The following is a 22,428-nucleotide window of genomic DNA, read 5'->3' on the forward strand; positions in this document are numbered from 1 at the left end:
CAGGGTCACGCAGGGGGGCAGCCTGCCGGTCGGGGTCGTGTTGAAACCAACTCTAACACCGTTGGCGCCGCCGCTCGGCCGATTTTCGACGTTCGTCGCGCGCGGCCAACGCAGGCGCCGCCGGCGAGCGGTTCCTATCAGCTTGCGTAGGCCTTCCCGCTCGGCACCGTCACCGTGATCTCCGTCCCCACGCCGCTCCGGCTGACGATCGCCAGCGCCGCGCCGATGCACGCGGCCCGTTCGCGCATGCCGATCAGCCCGAAGTGGCCGGGCCGGTGGCCCGCCGCCGCCACCGCCTCGTCGATGCCGCAGCCGTCGTCGCGGATGCGCAGCACGAAGGCGGTGTCGCCGTAGTCCAGTTCCAGTTCGATGCTCGCCGCGTCGGCATAGTGCGATGCGTTGAACAGCGCCTCGCGGGCGATCACGTAGATTTCCTCGTGCACGTCGGCCTGCAGCTGGCGCGGCGTGCCGAGGATGCGCATGTCGAACGCGTGCGGGCGGTGCGCCGCCAGGCCCTTGCCGAACTGGCCCAGCGTCAGTTCCAGCACTTCCGGCGACGACGAGGCGCGCAGCGCCATGATCTGGTCGCGGCCCTCCACCAGCAGGCGTTCGGCCAGGTTCAGCGTCTGGTCCAGGCGGTTGCGCTCCGGCGTGCCTTCCTGCAGGCGGCGGGTATGCGCATCGAACGACAGCAGCAGCGACTGGATGCTCTGCAGCAGCGTGTCGTGCAGCGCGCGGGCGATGCGGGTGCGCTCGGTGAGCCGCTCCTGCAGGCGCTCCTGCATGCGCTGCGTGATGAAGCGGATGCGCAGCGCGTAGGCGGTGGACAGCAGCAGCAGGGCCGCCACCGCCAGCAGCAGCTTGAACCAGCCGCTTTGCACGAAGGTGGGCGGGATGTCGATGGCCAGCGTGGCGCCCGCCGTGTTCCACAGATTGTCTTCGTTCGACGCGATCACCTCGAAGCGGTAGCTGCCCGGCGCCAGGTTCGTGTAGTACGCCTGCCGGTGTCCGGACGCTTCCTGCCACGCGGGATCGAGGCCGATGAGCCGGTAGCGCAGCCGCACCCGTTCCGGCATCGACAGCGACAGCGCGGTGAACTCGACCTGCAGGTTGCGGGTGCCCTGCGGCAGGGCCAGCACGCCGTTGCCGGCCGGCGCATGGCGCACGCCGTCGGCCAGCACGCCGATGATGTGCACGGGCGGCGCCAGCGGGTTGCGCAGGATGCGTGCGGGATCGATCGTGCCGACCGTGCCGGTGGTGGCGAACCACAGCACGCCGTCGCGGTCCCGGCGCAGCGACGGCACGGGGCGCAGCTGCGGCGCGTGGCCCTGCATGCCGTCCTGCGCATCGAACCGTTCGAACGGCACGGCCTCACCCGGATTGGCCAGCCAGCGCGCCAGGTCGGGCGCGGCGATCCGATACAGGCCGGCGGCGCCATGCAGCCACAGGTCGCCGCCGGGCAGCCGCACGATGCCGGAGACGCCGCGGAACGCTTCGTCCCGCTCGCCCCGCAGCACGTCGAAGCGGCCGTTCCGATACAGGGTCACGCCGTTCTCGCCGCCGGCCCACATGGCCCTGCCGTCGGCGGCCAGCGTCATCACGGTGCCCAGTCGCAGGCCCTGGTCCGGCCCCAGGTTGCGCGCGGCATTGCCCGCGACGATTGTGACGGTGCTGGACGGGTGCGCCATCCACACATTGCCGTCCGCATCGCGCGCCATCGACGTCGTCAGCAGGTCGGGCAGGCCGGTCACGCCGCCGCCCTGAAGCCAGCGGTCACCGGCCAGCTTGTACAGCTGCCGGCCCGTGGAAAACGCCACCCACAGCGCGCCGTCGCAATCCTGCTGCAGCGCGTGCACCCGCATCGCGTGGGCGGCAACCGGGTAGGCGATCGCGCTCCAGGTGCCGTCGACACCGCGCCGCAGCAGGTTCTCCGTGCCGCCCAGCCACACCACGCCGTCCGGGGCCGTGTAGCCGGCCGTCAGCGCGCCGGTCGGCTCGCGGCGCAGCGGGCCGTCCAGGCCGTAGCGCCACAGGTCGGCGGCATAGTCGCCGACCCAGATGTCGCCCTCCGGCCCGGCCACCAGCGCCGGGTATTCGAGCTGGCGCGGGGCCGGCAGCGTGCGCAGCCGGTTCGGCCGCAGCCGGTCGATGCCGCGCGACGTGCCGATCCACAGATTGCCCTCGCGGTCCTGGAACGTCGCGCCGATCATCGGGCCGCTGATGCCGTTCAGCGCGTCCAGGCGCTGGTCCGGCGCGGCCGGAGTGCCGGGATCGAGCACGCGTTCCACGCGGTCCGTCTGCGTCACCCACATCGTGCCGCCGCGGTCGTAGCGCATGCTGATGCCGGCCAGTTCCGGTGTGTCGGCGGTGCCGGCCGGCGGCGCAACCGTGTGTACCCGGTAATAGCCCTTGGCAAAGTCGTTGCCCCAGATGGTGCCGTCCGGCGCTTCGCACAGCGAGACCAGCGTCTTCCTCGGCCATGCCTGCGTGAAGCGGGTTTCTCCCTGGCGGCGGAACCATGCGCCCTTGTTTGTCCCGATCCATGTGGTGCCGTCGCGCGCGAACAGGATCTGGAAAATGCCGTTTTCCGGCAGGCCCACTTCGCGCCCCAGGTAGCGGAAGCGCCGCGCGCCTTTCGGCAGCACGGCCACGCCGTCGCGCATCGCGGCCCACAGCGCGCCATCGGGCGCCGCTTCGAGGTGCATCACGCCGCTCAGGCGCAGCCCGGCGCTGGCGCCGTAATGAGTGGCGCCATCGGCGCGGAACACGGAAATGCCGCCGATGCGGTAGCCGACCCAGACGGCGCCGTCCGGCGTCGTCGTCAGCGCCATCAGGTTGCTCGATTGGAGCGGCTGGCCGTGGACCGTGTCGGCGCGCTCGAAGCGCACGCCGTCGAAGCGGTACAGGCCCGTCGGCGTGGCGATCCACAGCCAGCCGTCGGGGCCCTGCGCGAACTTCGTCACGCCGCTGGGGGCGCCATCGAGCTCGGTCCATGCCGTGTGCGTGTAATCCGTCAGCAGCGGGCGCGGCGCGGGCGCGGCGGCGCACGCGGACACGCACAGCAGGAGCAGCAGGGTTTGCAGGGCACGCAGGATCATCGGTTGGGGCGGAACGGCAAGGCGGCGATGGTAGTGGATTCCACGGCCGGGCGCCAGAGCGGCGGCGGCACGGCCTATTGCGCGAACAGGTGCTTGCGCGCCTGCTGGCTGATGGCGACGGTGGCGGGGTGCGTCAACCGGCGCTCCGTCGTGATCGCGTAGACCTGGTCCATCACGTCGGCGGCTTCGCCGAATTCCTCCACCTGGTACTGCTTGCGGATGTGGTCCGCCAGCACGGCGGGCGCGAAGAATACGCCGGCGCCGGCCTGGCCGAAGGCTTTGAGCATCGCGCTGTCGTCGAATTCGCCGACGATGCGCGGGCGCACCTGGTGATCCTCCAGCCACTTCAGCACGCGCGGCCGGGTGGCGCAATCCTCGCCCGGCAGCAGCATCGGCATCTTGTCGAGGCAGCGGGGGAAGGGGCCTTGCAACTTTTCGCGCAGCGCCGGCGCGCCGAACACCTTCAGCACGCTCTCGCCCAGCAGGTGCGAAAAACCGCGCACGGAGAGGTGGGCGGGCATCGGCCGGTCGGCGATGATCAGGTCCAGCCGGTGCACGGCCAGGTCGCCCAGCAGCGCGGCCAGCCGGCCCTCGCGGCACACCAGGCGCACCGGCTCGTCCAGGTCCAGCGCGGGGCTGATGACCTGGCTGGCGACGATCTTCGACACGGAATCGGCGCAGCCGACGAGAAAGCGGGTGGCATGGGCCGATTCGTCGTGCAGCGCTTCCACCAGCTCGTCGCCGATGCGGAAGATCGTGTCCGCATAGCGCAGCACGCGCGTGCCCGCCTCGGTCAGTTCGAGCGTGCGGCCGGTACGGCGAAACAGCTCCACGCCCAGTGCGTCGGCGAACTCGCTCAGCTGGCCCGAGATCGATTGCGGCGTCAGGTGCAGCTGCTCGGCGGTGCGCGCGATCGTCCCGGTGCGCGCCACCATCCAGAAGTAACGCAGGTGTTTGTAGTTCAGGCTCATGTCGGGAAATACATCGTATTTTTCGATGAATCGGCCAAGTATATTCGATTTGTCCAATGGCTCGCGAATCGTTATCCTGCCCTTATCGAAAGCTTATGAGGTGACCCCATGACTGAACTACAACATATCGCGACACCGGCGATGTGGGCCGGCTTTGTCGGTTTCGTGCTGGTGATGCTGCTGCTGGACCTGTTCGTGTTCGGCGGGAACAAGGCGCACAAGGTCAGCGTGCGCGAGGCCGCCGCGTGGTCCGGCGTGTGGCTGACGCTCGCGCTGCTGTTCAACGCGGGCCTGTGGTGGTACCTGAAGGGCACGGTGGGCGCCGCGGTGGCGGACCAGAAGGCGCTGGAATTCCTGTCCGGTTACCTGATCGAGAAGGCACTGTCCGTCGACAACGTGTTCGTGTTCCTGCTGATCTTCGGCGCATTCCAGGTGCCGCCGCAATACCAGCGCCGCGTGCTGATCTACGGCGTGCTGGGCGCGATCGTGATGCGCGCCGTGATGATCCTGGCCGGCGCCTGGGTCGTGCAGGAGTTCAGCTGGGTGCTGTACCTGTTCGGCGCGTTCCTGCTGTACACCGGCGTGCGCATGCTGATGATGTCGGAACAGGAGCCGGACGTGACGCAGAACCCCGTGCTGCGCTTCGCCAAGCGCCACCTGCGCGTGGCCGAGGACGACCATGGCGAGCGTTTCATGGTCAAGCGCAACGGCCTGTTGTACGTGACGCCGCTGTTCCTCGTGCTGCTGTTGATCGAGGTGACGGACCTGGTGTTCGCGGTGGACTCGATCCCGGCGATCTTCGCGATCACGACCGACCCGTTCATTGTGTTCACGTCGAACCTGTTCGCGATCCTGGGCTTGCGCGCGCTGTACTTCCTGCTGGCCGATATCGCCGACCGCTTCCACCTGCTGAAGTATGGCCTGGCGATGGTGCTGGCGTTCATCGGCGCGAAGATGCTGATCATGCCGTGGTACCACGTGCCGGTGCAGGCTTCGCTGCTGGTGGTGGCCTTGCTGATCGGTGCCAGCGTGGTGGCCAGCCTGCTGCTGCCGCCGAAGAAGCATGATGCCTGACCGACGATTGTCAAAGATGATGAAAGGAGTTTTTATGCGTACCTATGAAGCGAACAGTCCCCGCGCCTGCGCCCGCCTGCTGGCGCTGGCGATGGTCGTCGACGGCGACCTCGATCCCGCCGAGCTGGAAGTGCTGGAAGATGGCGCGCTGCTGCGCGGCCTGGGCCTCGACGGCGCCGTGTTCCAGCAGGTGCTGGGCGAGCTGTGCACGGACTTGCTGCGCACCGCCGTGCGTGACGGCGCCGTCGAGATCAAGCCCGCGCTGCTGGACCGTTTGCTGGCCGAGATCACCGACCCGGCCCTGCAACAGCGCCTGCTGGCGGCGATGGTGACGATCGTCGATGCCGATTCCCGCGTCGAGGACGCCGAAGGCATCCTGCTCGAGCAGGCGTGCGTGCAGTGGAAGCCGGACCTCGCGCTGCTTAAGCAGTCCACCGCGGCAGCCTGACCTTGCACAGCGCGGCGCGGCATGCGCCGCCGCTGTGGCACGATGGGCGTTTTGACGGGAGCCGGGCATGGCACACGTGGTATTGCTGGGCGATTCGGTGTTCGACAACGCCCGCTACGTTCCGCAAAACAGCGAGGTGCAGGCGCACCTGCGCGAGCGCCTGGGCGCCGTGCACCGGGTGACGCTGCTCGCGCAGGATGGTGCCGTGCTGGCCAACGTGCCCGGTCAGCTGAAGGCGATCAAGGGTCTGGCGCAACCGCCCAGCCATCTGGTGATCAGCGCCGGCGGCAACAACGTGCTGGGCCTCGTGCCGGCGATGCAGTCAACGGTGCGCACCGTGCAGCAGGCCGCCGACCTGCTGGCCGCATGGCAGACCGAGTTCCGCCGCGAATACCTGGCGATGCTGGACGCGGTGCGCGCGCTGGGCACGCCGTATGCGGTGTCGACCGTGTACGACAGCGTGCCGGGCCTGGCGCCCGGTTCGCGGGGCGCGCTGGCACTGTTCAACGACGTGATCCTGCGCGAGGCGGCGCGCCGCCGCGTGCCGGTGCTCGACCTGCGGCTGGTCTGCGACCAGGCGGCCGATTATTCGGACATGTCGCCGATCGAACCATCCGCGCAAGGGGGCCGCAAGATCGCCGCCGCGATCGCGGAGCTCGTGCTGGGGCATGATCCGTGCAGCTTGCGCACGGTGATCCATGGGGCGGGGATCGCGTGAGCGTCGTATCCGACAAAAGGCGCCGGCGCTTCCTGGTGCGCTGGATCGGTGCCAACGCGCTGGCCGAACTGCTCGGCCTCGGCACCGTCGCGGTGGTTGGCTACGTGCTGGTGCGGCAAGCCGGCGCTGCGCTGACGGTATCCGGCGTGCTGGCACAGGCGCTGGCGCTCGTGCTGCTGGGCGGCTTCGAAGGCTGGGTCGTCGGCATGCTGCAACAGCGCGTGCTGCAAGGGTATGTGCCGGCGCTGGCCGGCTGGACGCGCGCGACCGTGATCGGCGCGCTGTGCGCCTGGCTGCTCGGGATGATTCCGAGTACGGTGGCGCACCTGCACGGCGCCACGGGCGACGCGGCCGCACCCGACATCGGCCTGCCGCAGCGGCTGGCACTCGCTGCCGGACTGGGCCTGGTCGCCGGCCCGCTGCTGGCGTTGTTCCAGTGGCGCCGGCTGCGCACGGTCGTCCCGGCCGGCAGCGTGACGTGGCTGCCCGCCAATGCCGCCGCCTGGGCCCTCGGCATGTCAGTGATTTTTCTCACCGTGCACGTGGCGGTTGCGGTGCCCGGCGCGGTCGGCACGTGTGTGGCCGTTGCCTTAGGCCTTGCGGTGGCCGGCGCCGTGGTTGGCGCTGTGCATGGGTGGGCGATGGCGCGGTTGTTAGGCGCGACCCGGGCGTGACGATTGTAGACAGTCACGCCGACGCCAGCGATTGGGAAGGGGCAGTGGATCGCAGTGAAGCCGATCCGCGAACAATCAATCCGTGAAGCTGAAGTTGTCGCCCAATGCCAGCAGCATGGCGATTTCCGCCGTATCCGGCTTGACGATGGACCCGTGCAAGTCGCCCCATTTTCCTTTGTCCGCGAAGAGGACATGCGTATGCATTATCTTCACGGCGGTTTCGCCTGTTTGCCCATAGGTCAGGTAGGAGAGCTGCACGGCGTTCGGGAGCCGGTTCACGCGGATCGACTGCCTGACCAATCCCGGCACCTTCTCGAGCCGCCCAGCAAAGCACTGGAGCTGTTCGTTGTTCGTGGCGCCGCCCTCACACTGGGGCGGTTCGATGAACAACGACAGATTGAACTTGCCTGCCGTACCAGCGTAGCGGTAGGCATTGGGAGTGCTCCGCTCCTCAACCTTGGCCGTAGGCGGCGCGTCGAACCTGACCTCCCAGCCCAGATCCCTGGCAGCGAGCACCGTCGGATCGGCGAGCGCCGTCCGTAACAGGAACAGGCCGAATAGCGGGACAAGTCGTTTCATTGGGCACCTCTGGAAAACCGTTGTAAATTGATGAGCAGAGGCGGGAGCATACCACCAACGCGCGATGTCCTTGCCGCAGGCCGGCGGCAACGCCCCTCACACCTCCCACTGGAACTTCACGGTCAGCGACGCATTGACGGCATTCGCCTCGCTGGCCCGGTCGCGCGCATAGCCCACCGACATCGACCGCCCATGCCGCCACAGGTGCCGGTACAGCAGCGAACGGTGCGAACCCCGCTCGGCCCACGGCGCGAGACCCGTGATGCCATCGTCGCGCCGCGACGATGACGTGTTCTGTGCCAGCAGCCGCAGCGAATCGCTGGCCGTGAAGTGCAGCATGCCGAGCCAGCGCCAGCCGTTGTCGGCAAACGCCGGGCGTACCCGCGTGCCGTTGATCCACGCGCGGTTCACGCGCACGTCGGACTCCAGCGCCCACCCGCCCGGCAGCGGGAAGCGCAAGCCTGCGTCGACGACGACGTTGCCGCCGCCGCCCACGCGGTCCGCATCGACGTCCAGCTGGCGGCCCAGCGTCACTTCCGCCTTCAGCACGGGCATCCACGGCAGCGGCGACGAGTCGAAGCCGAAGTGCAGCGCCGGCGTGTCGTGCAGCTTGCCGCCGCGGTGCGCGCGCTGCTGGTCGAATCCGAGGTTGGCCCACAGGTCCGTCTGCCGGCCGCTGCGGAACCAGATCCCCGGCTGCACCTTGCGCTCGACGATCTCGTTGGCCGGCTGGCCGGTCACCGCGTCGGACAAGGTGCGCGTTTCGTGCACGCCCAGGTGCGTCTCGAACTCGTACAGCTGCAGGCTGCCCGCGCCGAGCGGCACCGTATGCTCGCCGAGGCGGCGGTTCAGGTTGATGTCCGTCTTGACGATGCCCGTCTGCGGCACGAAGCCGTTGTCGTTGACGAAGCCCGCGCCGATCGCTTCGATCTTCGCCTCGTTCCACCAGTCGTCGCTGGTGTGCACGTAGCGGCCCTGCGCATAGCTGCCGCGGCGCGCCGGCACGCGCACCGTGCGTTCCTCGTCCGTGAAGGCGGCGCTGGTTTGCGAATGCATCAGCAGCCAGGACGCCTGGTTGCCGTCGCTGCGCCACTGGCCGTCGAAGCCAGCGACGGCGTTGCCGCCCGCGTCGCCATAGCCCCGCTGCGACGCGAATGCGCCGAGCACCATGCCGCCGTCGTGCCAGCGGCCGCGCACCAGGCTCGCGAGCGTGCGGCGCGTCTGGCCATATTCGACCGTTTCATACACGCGCCCGCGCTGCACCGCGCCGCCTTCTTCATCGCGCAAACTCATCGCCGTCGCATCGGCCTGGGCGCTGCGCCACGTGGCACGCAAGCCCCATTCCGGACTCGCGATCGTGCGCGAATAGAAGGCCGGCAGGGGCAGGCCCAGCACGTCCGCGCTTTCGAGGAAGAACGCACGCTTTTCCGGCAGGCTGAGGGCGATGCGGCTGGCGCCCGTCGGCATCGGCTCGTCGATCTCCACCTGCGAAAAATCCGGATTGATGGTGGCGTTGAACACCCAGTCCGCGCGCGGTCGGGCATTGATCTCCAGGCTGGCGCTGGCCTCGTTGGCGTGGCGCCTGCCCGCGTCGTCGCGGTCGCGGTTGGCGCGCACCGTCAGCTCCGGCTTCAGGTCGAGGAAGGCGCGGTCGCGCACCGTCTCCACGGTGGCGCCCATGCCGTCGATCGGCTGCAGCGCGTCGATGAAGCTGATCGTGCCAGTCCTCAAAGGTGTGCTGGTCAACACCAGGCCACCGGCGTGCGGCACGCTGCGCTCGACCATCAGCTTCCACGCGTTGCCGCCTTCGTAGGGGAAGCGCAGGTTCGCCAGCGGCCAGCGGATCTCCATGCTGTAGCCGTCCGGCAGGCGGCGCACGGCCGCGTCGATGGGGAAGTCCGGGCCCATATCCTGCTCGTCCTCGTCGGCGCGGTACATGCCGTCGCTGAGCACCCCGTCGATGTTCACGCGCACGAACTGCGCGGCGCGGCTGTGGCCAGTGGGGTCGAGCCAGATGCCGATGAAGTCCTGGTCGCGCGCCACCTTGTCGCGCCGCGCCAGCGAGCCCCGCATGCCGGCCGCATCGTCGTCCCACGCGCGGATGCCGAAGACCAGCGCGTGCTCGTCGATCAACAGGCGCACCGACGTGCGCAGTCCCGGCGGTACAGGCTTGCCGTTCTCGGGGAGGAACTGGTGGAATTGCGCGAACTCCGGTGCCGCCTGCCAGGCCGCCTCATCGAGTTTGCCGTCGACGGTGACGAGCTGGTGGCGGTCCAGCAGCAGGGCGGGCAGCGACGGCAGCACGGCGCCTTCTTCCGCGTGGGCGGGAAGGTGCGCGGCGAGCACATAAAGGAGTGGCGAAACTTGCTTGATGAAACTCATGGCGCAATGGCGGGGGCGCTCACTGTCGAGCTAAAGAGCCGCGCAGTTTAGCATTATGTTTTATTTAATTCCACCAAGTTTTTGTGAACCGCGGAAAACCTCCGGCTCGCGATGCTATGATCCTCGCGTATTTTTACAGCGGGTGTTTCAAGGATGAAATCGGATGAATAAGGACGTAACGGACGGGCGGAATAAGTGGGCCTGGTTGTGGTGGCGCTGGATGGGCCTCTCGGTGCTGGAGCTGCTTGTCCTCGCTCTCATCATCGCGATACTGGCCTGGCTTTGGCCGAGTTATGCACGCGAGGGCAAGCTTGTAGCGTTGACCATTGCGCACACGGTGCTGGTCCTGATTGCCACCTTTTGCATGTACGTGGTGCACGTGCACCAATTGCGCGACAGTATGAAGGACGGTACAGATGGCAAGCCAACGATCGCCACGTTGAAACACCGGGCAGAGATGTTCGCTGCCGCAGGTCTGCTCAGTTTTGGCTTCACACAGTTCAAATCCGCATGCGAGCTGCAGATAGCCTTGCAACTTGGCGCGTGCATGGATCAAAAATGGCAGGTATTCATTGCCTTTGCTGGCTATATATTCCTGTTCGCGTTCGCCGCCTTTGCCGTATCCATCAAGGTTGCCATCGCAAAGGTCGAACGCGAAAGAAATCCGCAGCCACCGAAAAAGGATGACCCCTGGCTGGCATGAAATCAAGCCGGAGGAATGTGCCCCCACGCATCCTCATACACCATCTCCGCCAGCGGCCTGCGCTTGTCCCAGGCTTCCACCTCCAGCATCGGCGCCGGATAAAACTCCCGCACGTGTCCCACGCACAGCACGGCGATCGGCTCGGCGCCCGCCGGCATGCCGCACAGCTCGCGCAGGAACTCCGGTTCGAACAGCGACACCCAGCCCACGCCGATGCCCTCGGCGCGTGCCGCCAGCCAGAAGTTCTGGATCGCGCACGCGGCGGACGCCAGGTCCATCCGCGGCATCGTGCGGCGGCCGAACACGTATTTTTCGCGCTCGTCCATCAGCGCCACGACGAGCACCTCGGCGCAGTCGAGAATGCCCTCGACCTTCAGCCGCATGAATTCATCGGCACGCTGGCCCAGCGCCTCGGCGGTGCGGGCGCGTTCCGCGTCCACGTGCGCATGGATGCGCCGGCGCAGGTCGCGATCGGCGATGCGGATGAAGCGCCACGGCTGCATCAGCCCCACGCTGGGCGCGCAGTGCGCGGCCGCGATGAAGCGCGCCAGTTGCTCGGGAGGGATCGGCGCCGGCAGGAAGTGCCGCATGTCGCGCCGTTCGCGGATCGCGCGATACACGCCGTCGATCTGCTCGGGCGGGAAGGCGTGCTCGCTCATGAATCCACGCACTTTTCGCCGTGCTGGTGGAACACGAGGTCTTCCACGCGCCGCCCGTTGCAAAGGTGCTCGTCGATGATGCGGTCCAGGTTTTCCGGCGTGACGTTGTAGTACCACGTGCCGTCCGGCTGCACGCACATGATCGGGCCGCCCTTGCAGGCGGCGAAGCAGCTGACGCGGCTGCGTTTCACGCGCAGCTCGCCGGCATTCAGGCCGGCTGCCTTGAACTTGTCGCCCAGGCTGTCAAACAGCGCCTGCGCGGCGCCGTCCTCCGTGCAGCGGGGGCCTGTGCAGACGAGCAGGTGGCGGTGGTAGCTGCCGATCTTCGGTTTCACGACGTCGCTCATGCCTCGTCCTCCACGGCGGCTAGAGGCGCTTCAGACGTGTCGTCCAAGGTTGCGCGGATGTAGTCGGCCGGCAGGCGGTGGCGCGCGGCCAGCGTCTCGATGCTTGCGCCTTCCGCATGGTCCTGGCGCAGCCCGTCGAGCCAGCCGAGCAGGCCCGTGGACAGCGAGCGGCCGGCCCGTTCGCCTTCGCGTGCGGCGCCGCCTTCCTCCAGGTCGTACTTGTTCGCATAGCCGCGCGGCGTGACCATCACGCCGTGCCGCACGAACGTGTTGCTGTTGCCGATCAAGACGGTGCTGAGCATGCCGATGTCCGCATCGGCCATCCGGTCCAGGGTCGTGAACACGATGTTCTCGCGGCGGCGGTAGGCGCTCTTGACGATCGCCACCGGTGTATCGGCAGCGCGGTGGCGCAGGAACAGGCGCTGCGCTTCGACGATCTGGCGCGTGCGCCGGCCGCTCTTCGGGTTGTACAGCGCGACGACGAAGTCCGCCAGCGCGGCTGCATCGAGCCGCCGGGCGATCGTCGGCCATGGCGTCAGCAGGTCGGACAGCGAGATCGCGCAGAAGTCGTGCGTCAGCGGTGCGCCCACGAGGGCGGCGCAGCTGTTCAGCGCCGAGGCGCCCGGCACGATCTCGATCTGCACGGGGTCATCCGGCGTCCAGCCGGCCTGGAACAGCACCTCGTAGGTCGGGCCGGCCATGCCGTAAACGCCCGCGTCGCCTGACGAGATCAGCGCCACCTTCTTGCCGGCGCGCGCGGCGTCGAGCGCGCTGATGGCCCGGTCCAGTTCTTCCGTCATCGACTTGCGGATGATTTCCTTGCCTTCGATGAGGTCCGCCACCAGCTTGATGTAGGTGACGTAGCCGATCACGACGTCGCTTTCCGCGATCGCGTCGCGGGCCCGCTGCGTCATGTGTTCCACGCTGCCGGGGCCGATCCCCACCAGCATGATTTTGCCAAACTGAGTACCTGCCTGCGTGCTCGTTGCGGGCAGTTCACTTGCGATATTCATCATGGTTTCCTTGCGATCGAGACAGTGGCGTTGCGGCCATCGGCGCCCCGGTGTTTGTGTTTTTCGACGACCAGCGCCGTCATCGGCGTATCCGGTCCCGCGGCCAGCAGTGCGGCTGCCTCGCTGACGGATGGCGTGCCCGTGTAGCGGCGCACCGTCTCCGATGGGTGAGGCACCGGCACGGCGGCCAGTTCTTCGGGCGGGTAGAAGCGCAGCGGCCAGCCGTGTTCCGCGGCGATGGCCAGCAGGCCCGCCTCGTCGCTCTTCAGCGTGATGCTGGCCGCGCCGGCCACCTGCTCGGGCAGCACGCCCGCCTTTGCCAGGGCTGCCTGCACCGCCTCGCGCAGCGTGTCGAGCGACGTGCCCCGGTCGCAGCCGAGGCCCAGCGTGTAGGCGCTCATGTGTCCAGCGGCGGGCGGTAGACGACGAGGCGCTCGTGCAGCGCGTCCCACCGTTCCGCCGGCACGTCCGCATGCGTCACCCACAGCAGCGCGGCGTAGCGGTCCAGCGGCACGTCGGCGTAGCGCTCGTAGCGGTGGATGTTGTCGGGCAGCGGCGTCGGGCGCGTCCACCAGTGCGGGCTGCCCGCTTCCTGCACGAACGCGATCGGCTCGCCGTTGACGACGTGGGCGGAGACGCGGGTGATGTTGATCTTCGGCGCCTCGACCGTCCAGCCCAGGTGGCGGCCCAGGATGTCGACGGGGATCGTGCGGCCCACGTCGGAGGCCGTCGTCAGCACGGGCGCGGCACCCAGCAGGTCGGCCACGCGCTCGCTCCATTCGTTGGCGCCGCCGACGTGACCGGACAGCACGGGGATCACGTACTGGCCCGCGTCGTCGACGACGATGACGCCCGGGTCCTCGTCCTTGCTTTTGAGATGCGGTGCGATCAGGCGCACGACGGCGCCCAGCGAGATGAAGCAGATCAGCTGGTCGTAGTCGGCGAACAGCGGGCCGATCTCGTCGCGCAGCGCGCCTTCATACGCGTGCAGCGCGTTCGGCAGGCCGGCGAACTGCGCGGCGAACTTGGCCGAGGTGCGGATGTGCGCGTCCGGCAGGTCGCGTGCGAGCCGGGTGGCCAGGGCCGCGCCGTGCTTTGTGATCGCCACCAGGCAGATGCGCGGCGTGGCGGTTGCGGTTTCGGTCATGGAGTCTCCGTGGTTGATTTCTTCAGGCAGCCCTTGATGCGCTCGCCCCTGATACGGTGCGGGTGCTTCAGGATCATCAGCGACAGGTAGCTGACCTTCGTGCCGCGCAACGTCAACAGCTCGGCGCCGCTGATGCGCCGCTCGTCCGGTGCGCCGACCCGTTCGATGAAGTGGGCGCCGGCCAGCAGGTCGCGGCGCTCCAGCCAGTCGAGCAATTCGTCCAGCAGCGGTTTGATCTTCATGAGCACCAGCGTGTCGAAGTCCGGCAGCAGGCGGTCGACGGCGCTCACGCCGTACGCCGCAGGCACGATCGCCACCGTATCGTCCTGCTCCGCGAACGGCACGCCGACCTGCGCGCACGATGCGGTGAATGCGTTGACGCCGGCGATCGTGCGCACGGGGATACCCGGGTCGAGCGCCGTCACGGTGCGCGCCAGGTGGCCGAACGTCGCGTACGTACTGGCGTCGCCTTCGACGAGGAACAGCACGTCGCGGCCGGCCCGCAGCCAGGGCAGCACGGTGTCGGCCGCGCGCAGCCACGCGCGCGCCAGCTTCTCGCCGTCATGCGTCATCGGGAACAGCAGCTGCGTGTGTTCGTCGGGCGGCTCCAGCCCGGCACGCTGCACGATGTCGAACGCGTAGCTGGGCGTCTTGCCGCTGCGCGCCGGGTACACCCACACGGTGTCGCGGCGCTCCAGCGCGGCCCACGCGGCGCGGGTGATCAGGCCCGGGTCGCCTGGGCCCAGCGAGATGCCCCACAGCGTGCCGGGGCGGGTCGCGGCGTCAGCCAAGGGGCACCTCCGCGCAAACGATCCACACCGGGTTCTCGGCCGCCATCCGGTGCATGTGCAGGATCGGCTTGCTGCGGGCGGCCTGCAGCTGCACCACGTCCCACTGCACGCCTTGCGGCGCCAAGTCCTGCAACGCGGCGGTGGCGGCAGCGAGGTTTTCCAGCGTGACGAAGTTCATCACCAGCGTGCCGCCGGGGCGCAGGCGGCGGGAGATCAGCGCGATCAGCTCCGCGAGCTCGCCGCCGGAACCGCCGATGAACACGGCGTCCGGATCGGGCCATGCATCCAGGCCGTCGGGTGCCCGGCCATGGCGCAGTGTGTAGTTCGAAACGCCGAATGCCGCATGGTTCCGCCCCGTGATCGCGTGATCGGCCTCGTTCTTCTCGATGGCGAACACGTGGCCGCGCGGGCACAGGCGCGCCGCTTCCAGGCCCACGGAACCGGAGCCGGCGCCGATGTCCCACACGATGCTGTCCTCGCGCAGCTGCAGCCGCGCGAGACTGACGGCGCGCACTTCCTGCTTCGTGATCAGGCCCTTGTCCGGCTGGCGTTGCACGAACGTGTCGTCGGCAAGGCCGAAGCGCACCGGGCGCGGCGCGGGCGCCGTGCGCCACAGCAGCACCACGTTCAGCGGGGCGAAGCTCATGTCGACGGCGTCGGCCGGGCGGAGGTCGGCCAGCACGCGTTCCTCCGGCTGCAGCAGGTTCTCGGCCACGGCCATGTGGAAATCGTCGCCCAGGCCTTCGGCCAGCAGCAGGCGCGCGATGCGGGCCGGGCTGTTGTCAGGGCTCGTCAGGATCAGCAGGCGGGCATGGGCGCGCACGGCTTGCGCCAGCGCGTACAGGCCGTGCGTGGGCAGCGCACCCCGTTCCCATTCGCCCGCGTCGCGCGCATGCACGGAGACGATGCGCGCATCCTGCCACGCCAGGCCGACGCGGGCGCAGGCCAGCTGCAACGTCGACACGTTCGGCACGATGTCGAGCGCGTCGATGCACACGTGCTGCGCCAGGTAGGGCGCGATGCCGTGGCACAGTGGGTCGCCGGTGGCCAGCACCACGCAAGCCAGGTGGTCGGCGCGGGCGTTGCGGATCCACTCCGGCACGGCGGAGAGCTTGCCCGTCAGGTCGAGCAGGGTCGCGCCCGGTTTCGTCGCATCCTTGAACAGGGCCAGCGTGCGGCTGCCGCCGATCACGACGTCGGCATTGCGCAGGTAGGCGCGGGCGTCGGCGGACAGGCTGGCGACGCCGTCGTCCAGCACGCCGATCACGCGGCAGGGATTGGGATCAGTCATGATGCCTCCGTTATGGGGTCCAGTTGCGGTGCGGACCATACGTCCGCCACTTGCTGGCCGGTGAAATCGCACACCATCACGCGCAGCCGGAACGCATTGCCGTAACGGTCGGGTGCCGTCAGCGTGTCGATCGCGGCTTGGGCGAGGGCGCTGTGAAACGCGTCGCCCAGCCCGCGCTCGACCATCAGTTCGGCGCCGAAGCGGGCCGTTTCCGCCGCGGCGATCGCGGCGCAGTCCTCGTCGCTGGCGCCGATCGCGCGGGCGATGCGGGCCACCAGATCCGTATCGACCTCGCTGCGGTTCGCGTGCGTGATCGTCTCGCCCTGGGCGATCTTGGTCAGCTTGCCGACCATGACGGCCAGCACCACCAGCGGAATCGCATGTTCGACGGCCGTGTCCAGCGCATAGCGCAGGAAGTCGCCCATCTGCACGAAGCAGGCGTTCGGCAGCTCGGGGCGCTCCGCCCGCAGCGCCGTCATCGCGAAGCTTTCGGTGCGCCCGCCCGTCGTCAGCGCGACGACGCCGTGGCCCGTCGTCGCGGCCACCTGCACGCCCTGCACGACGCTGGCGCGCCACGCGGCGGTGGAGTAGGGCTTCACGATCCCCGTCGTGCCGAGGATGCTGATGCCGCCCAGGATGCCCAGGCGGGCATTGGTCGTCTTCTTCGCCATGACCTGGCCTTCCGGCACGCTGATCGTCACTTCGATGCCATGCTGCGCCAGCAGTTCCGGCGCCGCCTCGCGCAGGTTGTCGGCGATGTTACGGCGCGGGACGGGGTTGATCGCCGGGCCGCCCACTTCCAGGCCCAGGCCCGGCATCGTCACGGTGCCGACGCCGTCGCCGGCGCAATAGGTGACGACGCCGGGCTGGCCGGGGAGCAGCCGCAGATCGACGGTGATGTGCGCGCCATCCGTGCAATCGGGGTCGTCCCCGGCGAACTTGACGATCATCGCGTGCGCCGTGCCGGCCGTGCAGCGCCCGTCCTGCACGGCGAAGCGCACCCGTGTGCCGTTCGGCAGCAGGCTTTCGATCTCGGCCGGCACGGCGCCGCCGGCCAACCCGAGCACCGCGGCACGTGCGGCCGCGGCGGCACATGCGCCGGTCGTGAAACCGGTGCGGGTGCCCCGTTCGGCCTTCCGCTTCTCGTCCATCAGGCCTCTTGCTTCTGGCGTGCTTCGGCCAGCGCGAGCAGCGCGTGCAGCGCCGCCACGACAAGCGTCGAGCCGCCCTTGCGGCCGCGGATGACGATCCACGGCACCTCGTCGACGTGGGCCAACAGATCCTTCGACTCGGCGGCCGACACGAAGCCGACCGGCATGCCGACCACCAGCGCCGGGCGCACGCCTTCCTCGCGGATCAGCCGTACCAGCTCGATCAGCGCGGTGGGCGCGTTGCCGATGCCGACGATCGCCCGGTCCAGCAAGCCAAGCCGGTGCGCCTTGCGCATCGCCTGCACGGCGCGCGTCGTGTCCTCTGCTTGCGCCGCGGCGATCACGTCGGCATCGCTGATGAACTGGTGCGTGCGCATGCCGAAGTGGGCGAGGCGCGGTTGCGACAGGCCCGAGCAGATCATCTCGACGTCCGCCACCACGGGCGTGCCGCCGGCCAGCATCGCGTCGATGCCCGCCTGCACGGCGTCCGGATGAAACGCCGTCAGGCCGTTGAAGTCGAAGTCCGCGTTCGCATGGATCATCCGCCGCACGATCGGCCATTGCTGGGCCGTGTAGGCATGCGGTCCCGCTTCGGCATCGATGATCGCGAAGCTGTCATGCTCGATGACCTGGCCCGCGCGGGTCAGCTGTTCGGTAACGGTGTTGACGGTGCTCATGCCGCTTTGACCTCCGGATGGAAGTGCACCGCGTGGGTGTGCTCATGGGCCGCGCCATGCGTATGCTCGTGCGAATGACCGTGCCCGTGGTCGTGGGCGATCTCGCGGTAGGTGCAGCCGTCGCACGGCAGGCGGCTGTCCGGCACGCCGGTTGCCAGGTCGTGCACGCGCTGCTCGACCAGTTCGAAGATCTCGTTCTCGAAGCCGAAGTGCGTGGTGCAGGCAAAGCGCAGCTGCGGGTACTGCAGGCGCAGGTGCTCCACCTGGCGATGGATGCGCTGCATCAGCGTGCCCGTGTACAGGTAGTAGGGCAGCACGACAATCTGCGTCATCCCCAGCAGCACCTGGCGCTGCACGACCTTTTCCAGGCGCGGCCACGTGATGCCGGTGAACGCCAGGTCGACCAGTTCATGGTCGGTTTCCTCCAGCAGCCAGCGCGCCATCTTCGCCATGTCGCCGTTGGCGCCGCGGTCGGAAGAGCCGCGGCCCAGCAGCACGACACCGGTCGTCGTCGGATCGGGCATGTCCAGCCCATTCATCGCGTGGCGCAGCCGGCGACGCAGCACGGCCAGGATCGGGTCGCACGCGGTCAGGTGCGGCGCCAGCAGGAATTCGGCGCGTGGGCAGGCGATGCGGGCCTGCTCGATCGCTTCGGGAATCTCCATCTTGACGTGGCCCGCCGCGTTCAGGATCAGCGGCACGACGAACACGCGGCCGCCGTCGCGGCCCGCGGCCAGCAGGCCGTCGGCCAGGCTCGGTGGCGCGAATTCGATGAAGCATACTTCGATGCGCCAGCCCGGCTGGCGGGCGCGCCAGCGCGCCACGAATTCGAGGATCTCCTCGTTGCCGGACGATTCGCGCGAGCCGTGGCCCACGAGAAGAATGGTGTCTTGAGGTTGGATCATGCGCTGGCCTTTCGGAATCGATGGGTAAAAGCGGGGTCGTAGAGTTTCGAGCGCGCCAGGGTTTCCCAGTGCAGCGCGCCCAACGTGGGGCTGGCAACGATCATCGCCTGGCTGGCGATGCCGGCTTCGCGGCAGCGTGCTTTGATGTCGGCCAGCGTGCCGCGCACGATGCGCTCCTCGCCGGGCCAGCTGGCCTTGTGCACGACGAGCATCGGCGCATCCTCCGGCCAGCCGGCCGCGCGCAGCGCTGCCTCGACCTTGTACATCAGCGTGATGGACAGGAAGATGCACAGCGTGGTGCGGTGCGCGGCCAGCGTGGCGAGGTCTTCGCCGGGCGGCATCGGCGTGCGGCCTTCGACGCGGGTGAGGATGACGGTCTGCGTCACCTCGGGCAACGTCATCGATTCGCCGGCGGCGGCCATCGACGCCATCGCCGACGATACGCCGGGCACGACGGCCCATTCGATGCCGGCGGCGGAGAGCGGCCGGGCCATCTCGATCAACGCGCCGTACAGGGCCGGGTCGCCCGTCTGCAGCCGCACCACCGTGCCGTGCGCGGCGGCCTGCTCGATCAGCCAGTCCGTCATCTGTTCGAGCGTCATGTCCTTCGAGTCGCGGATCACGCAGCCGGCCGGCGCGTACAGCGTGGCGGCACGGTCGACCAGCGAGCCGGCGAACAGCACGGCGCCGGCCTGCGCGAGGAGCTTCTGGCCTTTCAGCGTGATCAGTTCCGGGTCGCCGGGGCCGGCGCCCACGAACCATACTTTGCCTTTGGGGGTAGTCGTCATGCGGTTTCCAGGTTCAGTGTCCGCAGCAGTGCATCGACGCTGCGCGGGACGGGTTCACGCGGCACGATGCCGCGCGCTGCCAGTTGTTCATGCAGCGCCAGGGCAAGGGGAGGGCGCTGGCCGGCCGCGCGCAGCAGCTCGGACTGCGCCGCCAGCGCGGCGGCGGGACCGGAGCCGATGCAGGCACCGCCCGCCATCAGGTGGAAGTCGTCCGCCCAGCGCCATGCGAAATCGATGTCGTGCGTCGAGACGACAACCGTCACGCCGCCCGCCGCGAGGAGGCCCAGCAGCTCTTCCAGCTCTTCCTGCATCGGCGCGTCGAGCCCGGCCATCGGCTCATCGAGCAGCAGCACGGCCGGTTCCATCGCCAGCACGCCGGCGATGCAGACGCGTTTCTTTTGCCCGAAACTCAGGTGATGCACGGGACGCTGCGCGTGCTCGCGCATGCCGACGGCGTCGAGTGCGGCGGCGACGCGCCGGCGTACGGTCGCTTCGTCCAGCCCCAGGTTCAGCGGGCCGAACGACACGTCTTCCTCGACGTGCGCGGACAGCAGCTGCCGGTCCGGATTCTGGAACACGAGGCCCACTTGGCGGCGCAGCGCCGCCAGGCCCGCGCGGCTGTAGTCGAATGGCGCGCCTTGCCAGTGCAAGGTGCCGGCCGCCGGGCGCAGCAGGCCGTTCAGGTGCAGCAGCAGCGTCGTCTTGCCGGCGCCGTTCGCGCCCAGCAGCGCGTGCCGGCGGCCCGCGTGAATCGCGAGGCTGCAGCCGCGCAGGCCGTAACCGCCGTCGCCATACACGTGGTCGACCGCGCGCAGTTCGATCAGTGCCGTCACGCGCGTTCTCCCGCGAGCACGGCGATAATCAGCAGCGTGCCGGCGATCGCCGCGCAGGTGTTCTGCCGGCGCGCTTGCGGGTACACGGCCGGCAGGAAGCTTAACGTGCCGGCGTAGCCCCGTGCCTGCGCTGCCTGGTCCAACGCCGCCGCGCGCTGCCACACCTGCACGGCGAGGCGCGCGGTGAGAAGGCCCAGCGAACGCCAGGCAACGCGCGTGCCGCTGTAGCCCAGCCGGGCGCTTTGCGCGGCGAGGCCTTCGTCCCATGCCTGGCGCAGCACGAACAGCATGCGGTAGCACAGCGCCATCAGGTCCAGCAGCGGTTCGGGCACGCGCAAGCGACGCAGCAACCCAAGCAGCTGGGGCAATGGCGTGGTGAGCGTGAGCGCCAGCAGCGCGGCCAGCATCGCCAGCGCACGCAGCGCCGTCATCGATGCCAGCGGCAGCGCGGCCGGGTTCCAGTGCGGGCCGTTGAAATCGACGGCGACAAGCATCGTCAGCGTGGACACGGCCAGGAAGCCCAGCGGCGGCAGCAGCACGGCCAGGTACAGCCGCACCGGGACTCTTGCCGCCAGCAGCGTGACAAGGGCCAGCGCACCGGCCAGCGCGGCCAGCGTGGCAGGCTGGCGGGCGCACGCGGCCGCCGTCATGCCGGCCAGCGCGAACAGCGCCTTCGCCGTCGGCGTGGCGTCGCGCCAGCGGCTGGCCTGCGCCGCGGCCTCAATTTGCATCGTGTTCCTTCGCTTGCCGGGCGCGCGCCGTCGACAGGCCGAGCCAGTAGCCGATCACGCCGGCGCCCACGGCGGCCTGCAGCGCGAACAGCAGCGACGCCACTTCGCCGCTGGCCGGTTCGATCAGCGGGGAAAACCATGGCTGGTAGCCCGGCTTGATCGTGCCGATCGCCTGCTTCGCCACGTCGTCGGCACCGCCGAACGGCGCGCCGGCGGCCAGCCAGAGCGGCACGGCGCTGATCACCACGACGGCTGCCAGCACGGCCCAGACTTTCCAGTTCATCAGGCGCCCCTTCATTTGGCCCGCCCGTGCATCATCAACGGCAGCGCGCCCAGTTCGCGCGCATTCAGCCGCTGCATCGCGTTCGCGGCCAGCATCGTGAGGAGGCCGTCGCTGATCGCGATCGGCACCTGCGTCAATGCGAAGATGCCGGCGAACTTGACGAACGACGCGGTGAAGCCGCCCACGGCGTCGGGGAACGCCCAGGCCAGTTGGGCCGACGTGGTGACATAGGTGGTGAGGTCGCCCAGGCAGGCGCCGAGGAAGACGGCAAAGGCGCGCCCCAGCCCGACGCCGACGCAGGCGCGGAACACGCCGAACGCCACGAACGGGCCGACGATCGCCATCGAGAACACGTTGGCGCCCAATGTCGTCAGGCCGCCGTGCGCGAGGAGCAGTGCCTGGAACAGCAGCACGACGAAGCCCACGGGGATCATCGCCATCGGTCCGAACAGCAGGGCGCCCAGGCCGACACCGGTCGGGTGCGACGAACTGCCCGTCACCGACGGCAGCTTCAGGGCGGACAGCAGGAACGTGAACGCGGCGGCCACGCCCAGCAGCATGCGTCGCTCCGGGTGGGCGCGCAGGTCGCGCCCGATGACGCGCGTGCCCCACGCCACGAAAGGCAGCGACACGACAGTCCACCCGAGCGCATGCGCCGGTGGCAGGAAACCTTCCATGATATGCATTCGAATCCTCCCGTCGAATGGTTCATACGACACCATCGGGGGGATGCGACAAGACGCCGACACGGGAAGTCGGTACACCGATCCGGTCGACAGCTTTTTCCCGTCACCCCGGGGAATGGTGCTGATTGTTCTGGGCCGGTATTCTGGCTCGCCGTCGTTCTTCTCCGAGCCTTCCCATGGCGTAGCCACAGTGGCGGTGTTCGGAGTCGTCAGGCTTACAGCAGCGGGGGCTGCACCGGAATGACCGCCAAAGCTATGCAGGACAAAGCTAAGCAAAGCTGGCGGTGGCACCGGTTTCCCGTTTAACGCCGCACTCCGGTCGGAGAGCGGCGCACCCAAGATGCCGATTTTACACGGGCGGTGGGGTTTGTGCCAGGGAATGTCGGCGCGGCGCGGCACTTGCTGGAGGCGGTCGCGGCGACGCGCGATGACAATTTGCCGACAAATCCCGGATAGATCCCCCGCTCGCGTTTGCCATA

24 protein-coding genes and 1 riboswitch are annotated in these 22,428 nt (G+C 68.9%); of the genes, 5 read left to right on the forward strand and 19 right to left on the reverse strand.

Going from position 1 to position 22,428, the window contains the following annotated elements; translation table 11 throughout:
• Positions 1-137: 137 nt before the first annotated feature.
• Positions 138-3,098, reverse strand: a complete 2,961-nt coding sequence (locus IP92_RS07550) for a sensor histidine kinase (RefSeq protein WP_145873901.1) — start codon at positions 3,096-3,098, stop codon at positions 138-140.
• A gap of 74 nt (positions 3,099-3,172) precedes the next feature.
• Positions 3,173-4,069 carry a transcriptional activator NhaR gene (gene nhaR, locus IP92_RS07555; RefSeq protein ID WP_145873902.1) on the reverse strand — a complete coding sequence of 299 codons (897 nt, stop codon included), beginning with the start codon at positions 4,067-4,069 and terminating at the stop codon, positions 3,173-3,175.
• Positions 4,070-4,177: 108 nt separating this feature from the next.
• On the opposite strand from nhaR, the gene IP92_RS07560 reads away from it, so the two are divergent.
• From IP92_RS07560 to IP92_RS07575, 4 genes are all read left to right on the forward strand, one after another.
• Positions 4,178-5,143, forward strand: a complete 966-nt coding sequence (locus IP92_RS07560; RefSeq protein WP_145873903.1) for a TerC family protein — start codon at positions 4,178-4,180, stop codon at positions 5,141-5,143.
• Between the two features lie 34 nt (positions 5,144-5,177).
• A complete protein-coding gene (locus IP92_RS07565) occupies positions 5,178-5,591 on the forward strand; it encodes a tellurite resistance TerB family protein (RefSeq protein WP_145873904.1) in 414 nt (137 codons plus the stop codon).
• Positions 5,592-5,658: 67 nt separating this feature from the next.
• Positions 5,659-6,309: an SGNH/GDSL hydrolase family protein gene (locus tag IP92_RS07570; protein ID WP_145873905.1), complete on the forward strand. Its 651-nt coding sequence runs from the start codon at positions 5,659-5,661 to the stop codon at positions 6,307-6,309.
• Positions 6,306-6,983, forward strand: coding sequence for a hypothetical protein (locus IP92_RS07575; protein WP_145873906.1), 678 nt, complete (start codon positions 6,306-6,308; stop codon positions 6,981-6,983). The genes IP92_RS07570 and IP92_RS07575 overlap by 4 nt, the downstream gene beginning before the upstream one ends.
• 75 nt (positions 6,984-7,058) lie before the next feature.
• Here IP92_RS07575 and IP92_RS07580 read toward each other — a convergent pair whose 3' ends face one another.
• Positions 7,059-7,562, reverse strand: a complete 504-nt coding sequence (locus IP92_RS07580) for a hypothetical protein (RefSeq protein WP_145873907.1) — start codon at positions 7,560-7,562, stop codon at positions 7,059-7,061.
• Between the two features lie 96 nt (positions 7,563-7,658).
• The gene (locus IP92_RS07585) at positions 7,659-9,944 is read right to left on the reverse strand and encodes a DOMON domain-containing protein (protein ID WP_145873908.1); all 2,286 of its coding nucleotides are present in this window, start codon (positions 9,942-9,944) and stop codon (positions 7,659-7,661) included.
• Between the two features lie 163 nt (positions 9,945-10,107).
• Between IP92_RS07585 and IP92_RS07590 the strand changes: the two genes are divergently transcribed.
• On the forward strand, positions 10,108-10,647 hold the full coding sequence (locus tag IP92_RS07590; RefSeq protein ID WP_145873909.1) for a magnesium transporter: 540 nt from the start codon (positions 10,108-10,110) through the stop codon (positions 10,645-10,647).
• A gap of 2 nt (positions 10,648-10,649) precedes the next feature.
• Here the strand turns inward: IP92_RS07590 and bluB are convergent, their stop codons facing one another.
• From bluB to IP92_RS07665, 15 genes are read right to left on the reverse strand one after another with little or no spacing between them, the layout of a single operon-like run.
• Positions 10,650-11,306 carry a 5,6-dimethylbenzimidazole synthase gene (bluB, locus tag IP92_RS07595; RefSeq protein ID WP_145873910.1) on the reverse strand — a complete coding sequence of 219 codons (657 nt, stop codon included), beginning with the start codon at positions 11,304-11,306 and terminating at the stop codon, positions 10,650-10,652.
• Entirely contained in the window at positions 11,303-11,653 is a 351-nt protein-coding gene (locus IP92_RS07600) for a (2Fe-2S) ferredoxin domain-containing protein (protein WP_145873911.1), read from the reverse strand. Before IP92_RS07600 ends, bluB begins: the two co-directional genes overlap by 4 nt.
• Positions 11,650-12,669, reverse strand: a complete 1,020-nt coding sequence (gene cobJ / locus IP92_RS07605) for a precorrin-3B C(17)-methyltransferase (protein ID WP_229418672.1) — start codon at positions 12,667-12,669, stop codon at positions 11,650-11,652. Before cobJ ends, IP92_RS07600 begins: the two co-directional genes overlap by 4 nt.
• A complete protein-coding gene (locus IP92_RS07610) occupies positions 12,666-13,067 on the reverse strand; it encodes a cobalamin biosynthesis protein (RefSeq protein ID WP_145873912.1) in 402 nt (133 codons plus the stop codon). Before IP92_RS07610 ends, cobJ begins: the two co-directional genes overlap by 4 nt.
• On the reverse strand, positions 13,064-13,813 hold the full coding sequence (locus IP92_RS07615) for a cobalamin biosynthesis central domain-containing protein (RefSeq protein ID WP_145873913.1): 750 nt from the start codon (positions 13,811-13,813) through the stop codon (positions 13,064-13,066). Before IP92_RS07615 ends, IP92_RS07610 begins: the two co-directional genes overlap by 4 nt.
• Positions 13,810-14,604 carry a precorrin-2 C(20)-methyltransferase gene (gene cobI / locus IP92_RS07620; RefSeq protein ID WP_145873914.1) on the reverse strand — a complete coding sequence of 265 codons (795 nt, stop codon included), beginning with the start codon at positions 14,602-14,604 and terminating at the stop codon, positions 13,810-13,812. The genes IP92_RS07615 and cobI overlap by 4 nt, the downstream gene beginning before the upstream one ends.
• The gene (gene cbiE, locus IP92_RS07625; RefSeq protein WP_145873915.1) at positions 14,597-15,895 is read right to left on the reverse strand and encodes a precorrin-6y C5,15-methyltransferase (decarboxylating) subunit CbiE; all 1,299 of its coding nucleotides are present in this window, start codon (positions 15,893-15,895) and stop codon (positions 14,597-14,599) included. The genes cobI and cbiE overlap by 8 nt, the downstream gene beginning before the upstream one ends.
• A complete protein-coding gene (locus IP92_RS07630; protein WP_145874084.1) occupies positions 15,892-17,049 on the reverse strand; it encodes a cobalt-precorrin-5B (C(1))-methyltransferase in 1,158 nt (385 codons plus the stop codon). The genes cbiE and IP92_RS07630 overlap by 4 nt, the downstream gene beginning before the upstream one ends.
• On the reverse strand, positions 17,046-17,723 hold the full coding sequence (locus IP92_RS07635) for a precorrin-8X methylmutase (protein WP_145873916.1): 678 nt from the start codon (positions 17,721-17,723) through the stop codon (positions 17,046-17,048). The genes IP92_RS07630 and IP92_RS07635 overlap by 4 nt, the downstream gene beginning before the upstream one ends.
• Positions 17,720-18,628: a sirohydrochlorin chelatase gene (locus tag IP92_RS07640; RefSeq protein ID WP_145873917.1), complete on the reverse strand. Its 909-nt coding sequence runs from the start codon at positions 18,626-18,628 to the stop codon at positions 17,720-17,722. Before IP92_RS07640 ends, IP92_RS07635 begins: the two co-directional genes overlap by 4 nt.
• Complete coding sequence (cobM, locus tag IP92_RS07645) at positions 18,625-19,416, reverse strand: precorrin-4 C(11)-methyltransferase (protein ID WP_145873918.1); 792 nt, start codon at positions 19,414-19,416, stop codon at positions 18,625-18,627. Before cobM ends, IP92_RS07640 begins: the two co-directional genes overlap by 4 nt.
• The gene (locus IP92_RS07650; protein WP_145873919.1) at positions 19,413-20,249 is read right to left on the reverse strand and encodes an energy-coupling factor ABC transporter ATP-binding protein; all 837 of its coding nucleotides are present in this window, start codon (positions 20,247-20,249) and stop codon (positions 19,413-19,415) included. The genes cobM and IP92_RS07650 overlap by 4 nt, the downstream gene beginning before the upstream one ends.
• On the reverse strand, positions 20,246-20,980 hold the full coding sequence (gene cbiQ, locus IP92_RS07655; RefSeq protein ID WP_145873920.1) for a cobalt ECF transporter T component CbiQ: 735 nt from the start codon (positions 20,978-20,980) through the stop codon (positions 20,246-20,248). Before cbiQ ends, IP92_RS07650 begins: the two co-directional genes overlap by 4 nt.
• Positions 20,970-21,263, reverse strand: a complete 294-nt coding sequence (locus IP92_RS07660) for an energy-coupling factor ABC transporter substrate-binding protein (RefSeq protein WP_145873921.1) — start codon at positions 21,261-21,263, stop codon at positions 20,970-20,972. The genes cbiQ and IP92_RS07660 overlap by 11 nt, the downstream gene beginning before the upstream one ends.
• Positions 21,264-21,274: 11 nt before the next feature.
• Complete coding sequence (locus IP92_RS07665; RefSeq protein ID WP_145873922.1) at positions 21,275-21,949, reverse strand: energy-coupling factor ABC transporter permease; 675 nt, start codon at positions 21,947-21,949, stop codon at positions 21,275-21,277.
• Between the two features lie 116 nt (positions 21,950-22,065).
• Positions 22,066-22,303, reverse strand: a riboswitch (cobalamin riboswitch).
• Between the last annotated feature and the right edge of the window lie 125 nt (positions 22,304-22,428).

The sequence above is a fragment of the Pseudoduganella flava genome (genome assembly GCF_007830495.1).
Classification (GTDB): domain Bacteria; phylum Pseudomonadota; class Gammaproteobacteria; order Burkholderiales; family Burkholderiaceae_D; genus Rugamonas; species Rugamonas flava.

Excerpts from the sequence above, each read along its gene's own strand:
- IP92_RS07550 (WP_145873901.1), bottom strand. The coding sequence starts at position 3,098 with ATGATCCTGCGTGCCCTGCAAACCCTGCTGCTCCTGCTGTGCGTGTCC.
- IP92_RS07560 (WP_145873903.1), top strand. The coding sequence starts at position 4,178 with ATGACTGAACTACAACATATCGCGACACCGGCGATGTGGGCCGGCTTT.
- nhaR (WP_145873902.1), bottom strand. The coding sequence starts at position 4,069 with ATGAGCCTGAACTACAAACACCTGCGTTACTTCTGGATGGTGGCGCGC.
- IP92_RS07590 (WP_145873909.1), top strand. The coding sequence starts at position 10,108 with ATGAATAAGGACGTAACGGACGGGCGGAATAAGTGGGCCTGGTTGTGG.
- cbiQ (WP_145873920.1), bottom strand. The coding sequence starts at position 20,980 with ATGCAAATTGAGGCCGCGGCGCAGGCCAGCCGCTGGCGCGACGCCACG.
- IP92_RS07635 (WP_145873916.1), bottom strand. The coding sequence starts at position 17,723 with ATGAGCACCGTCAACACCGTTACCGAACAGCTGACCCGCGCGGGCCAG.
- cbiE (WP_145873915.1), bottom strand. The coding sequence starts at position 15,895 with ATGACTGATCCCAATCCCTGCCGCGTGATCGGCGTGCTGGACGACGGC.
- IP92_RS07565 (WP_145873904.1), top strand. The coding sequence starts at position 5,178 with ATGCGTACCTATGAAGCGAACAGTCCCCGCGCCTGCGCCCGCCTGCTG.
- IP92_RS07660 (WP_145873921.1), bottom strand. The coding sequence starts at position 21,263 with ATGAACTGGAAAGTCTGGGCCGTGCTGGCAGCCGTCGTGGTGATCAGC.
- IP92_RS07610 (WP_145873912.1), bottom strand. The coding sequence starts at position 13,067 with ATGAGCGCCTACACGCTGGGCCTCGGCTGCGACCGGGGCACGTCGCTC.
- IP92_RS07570 (WP_145873905.1), top strand. The coding sequence starts at position 5,659 with ATGGCACACGTGGTATTGCTGGGCGATTCGGTGTTCGACAACGCCCGC.
- IP92_RS07665 (WP_145873922.1), bottom strand. The coding sequence starts at position 21,949 with ATGCATATCATGGAAGGTTTCCTGCCACCGGCGCATGCGCTCGGGTGG.
- IP92_RS07640 (WP_145873917.1), bottom strand. The coding sequence starts at position 18,628 with ATGATCCAACCTCAAGACACCATTCTTCTCGTGGGCCACGGCTCGCGC.
- bluB (WP_145873910.1), bottom strand. The coding sequence starts at position 11,306 with ATGAGCGAGCACGCCTTCCCGCCCGAGCAGATCGACGGCGTGTATCGC.
- cobJ (WP_229418672.1), bottom strand. The coding sequence starts at position 12,669 with ATGATGAATATCGCAAGTGAACTGCCCGCAACGAGCACGCAGGCAGGT.
- IP92_RS07580 (WP_145873907.1), bottom strand. The coding sequence starts at position 7,562 with ATGAAACGACTTGTCCCGCTATTCGGCCTGTTCCTGTTACGGACGGCG.
- IP92_RS07585 (WP_145873908.1), bottom strand. The coding sequence starts at position 9,944 with ATGAGTTTCATCAAGCAAGTTTCGCCACTCCTTTATGTGCTCGCCGCG.
- IP92_RS07600 (WP_145873911.1), bottom strand. The coding sequence starts at position 11,653 with ATGAGCGACGTCGTGAAACCGAAGATCGGCAGCTACCACCGCCACCTG.
- IP92_RS07615 (WP_145873913.1), bottom strand. The coding sequence starts at position 13,813 with ATGACCGAAACCGCAACCGCCACGCCGCGCATCTGCCTGGTGGCGATC.
- cobM (WP_145873918.1), bottom strand. The coding sequence starts at position 19,416 with ATGACGACTACCCCCAAAGGCAAAGTATGGTTCGTGGGCGCCGGCCCC.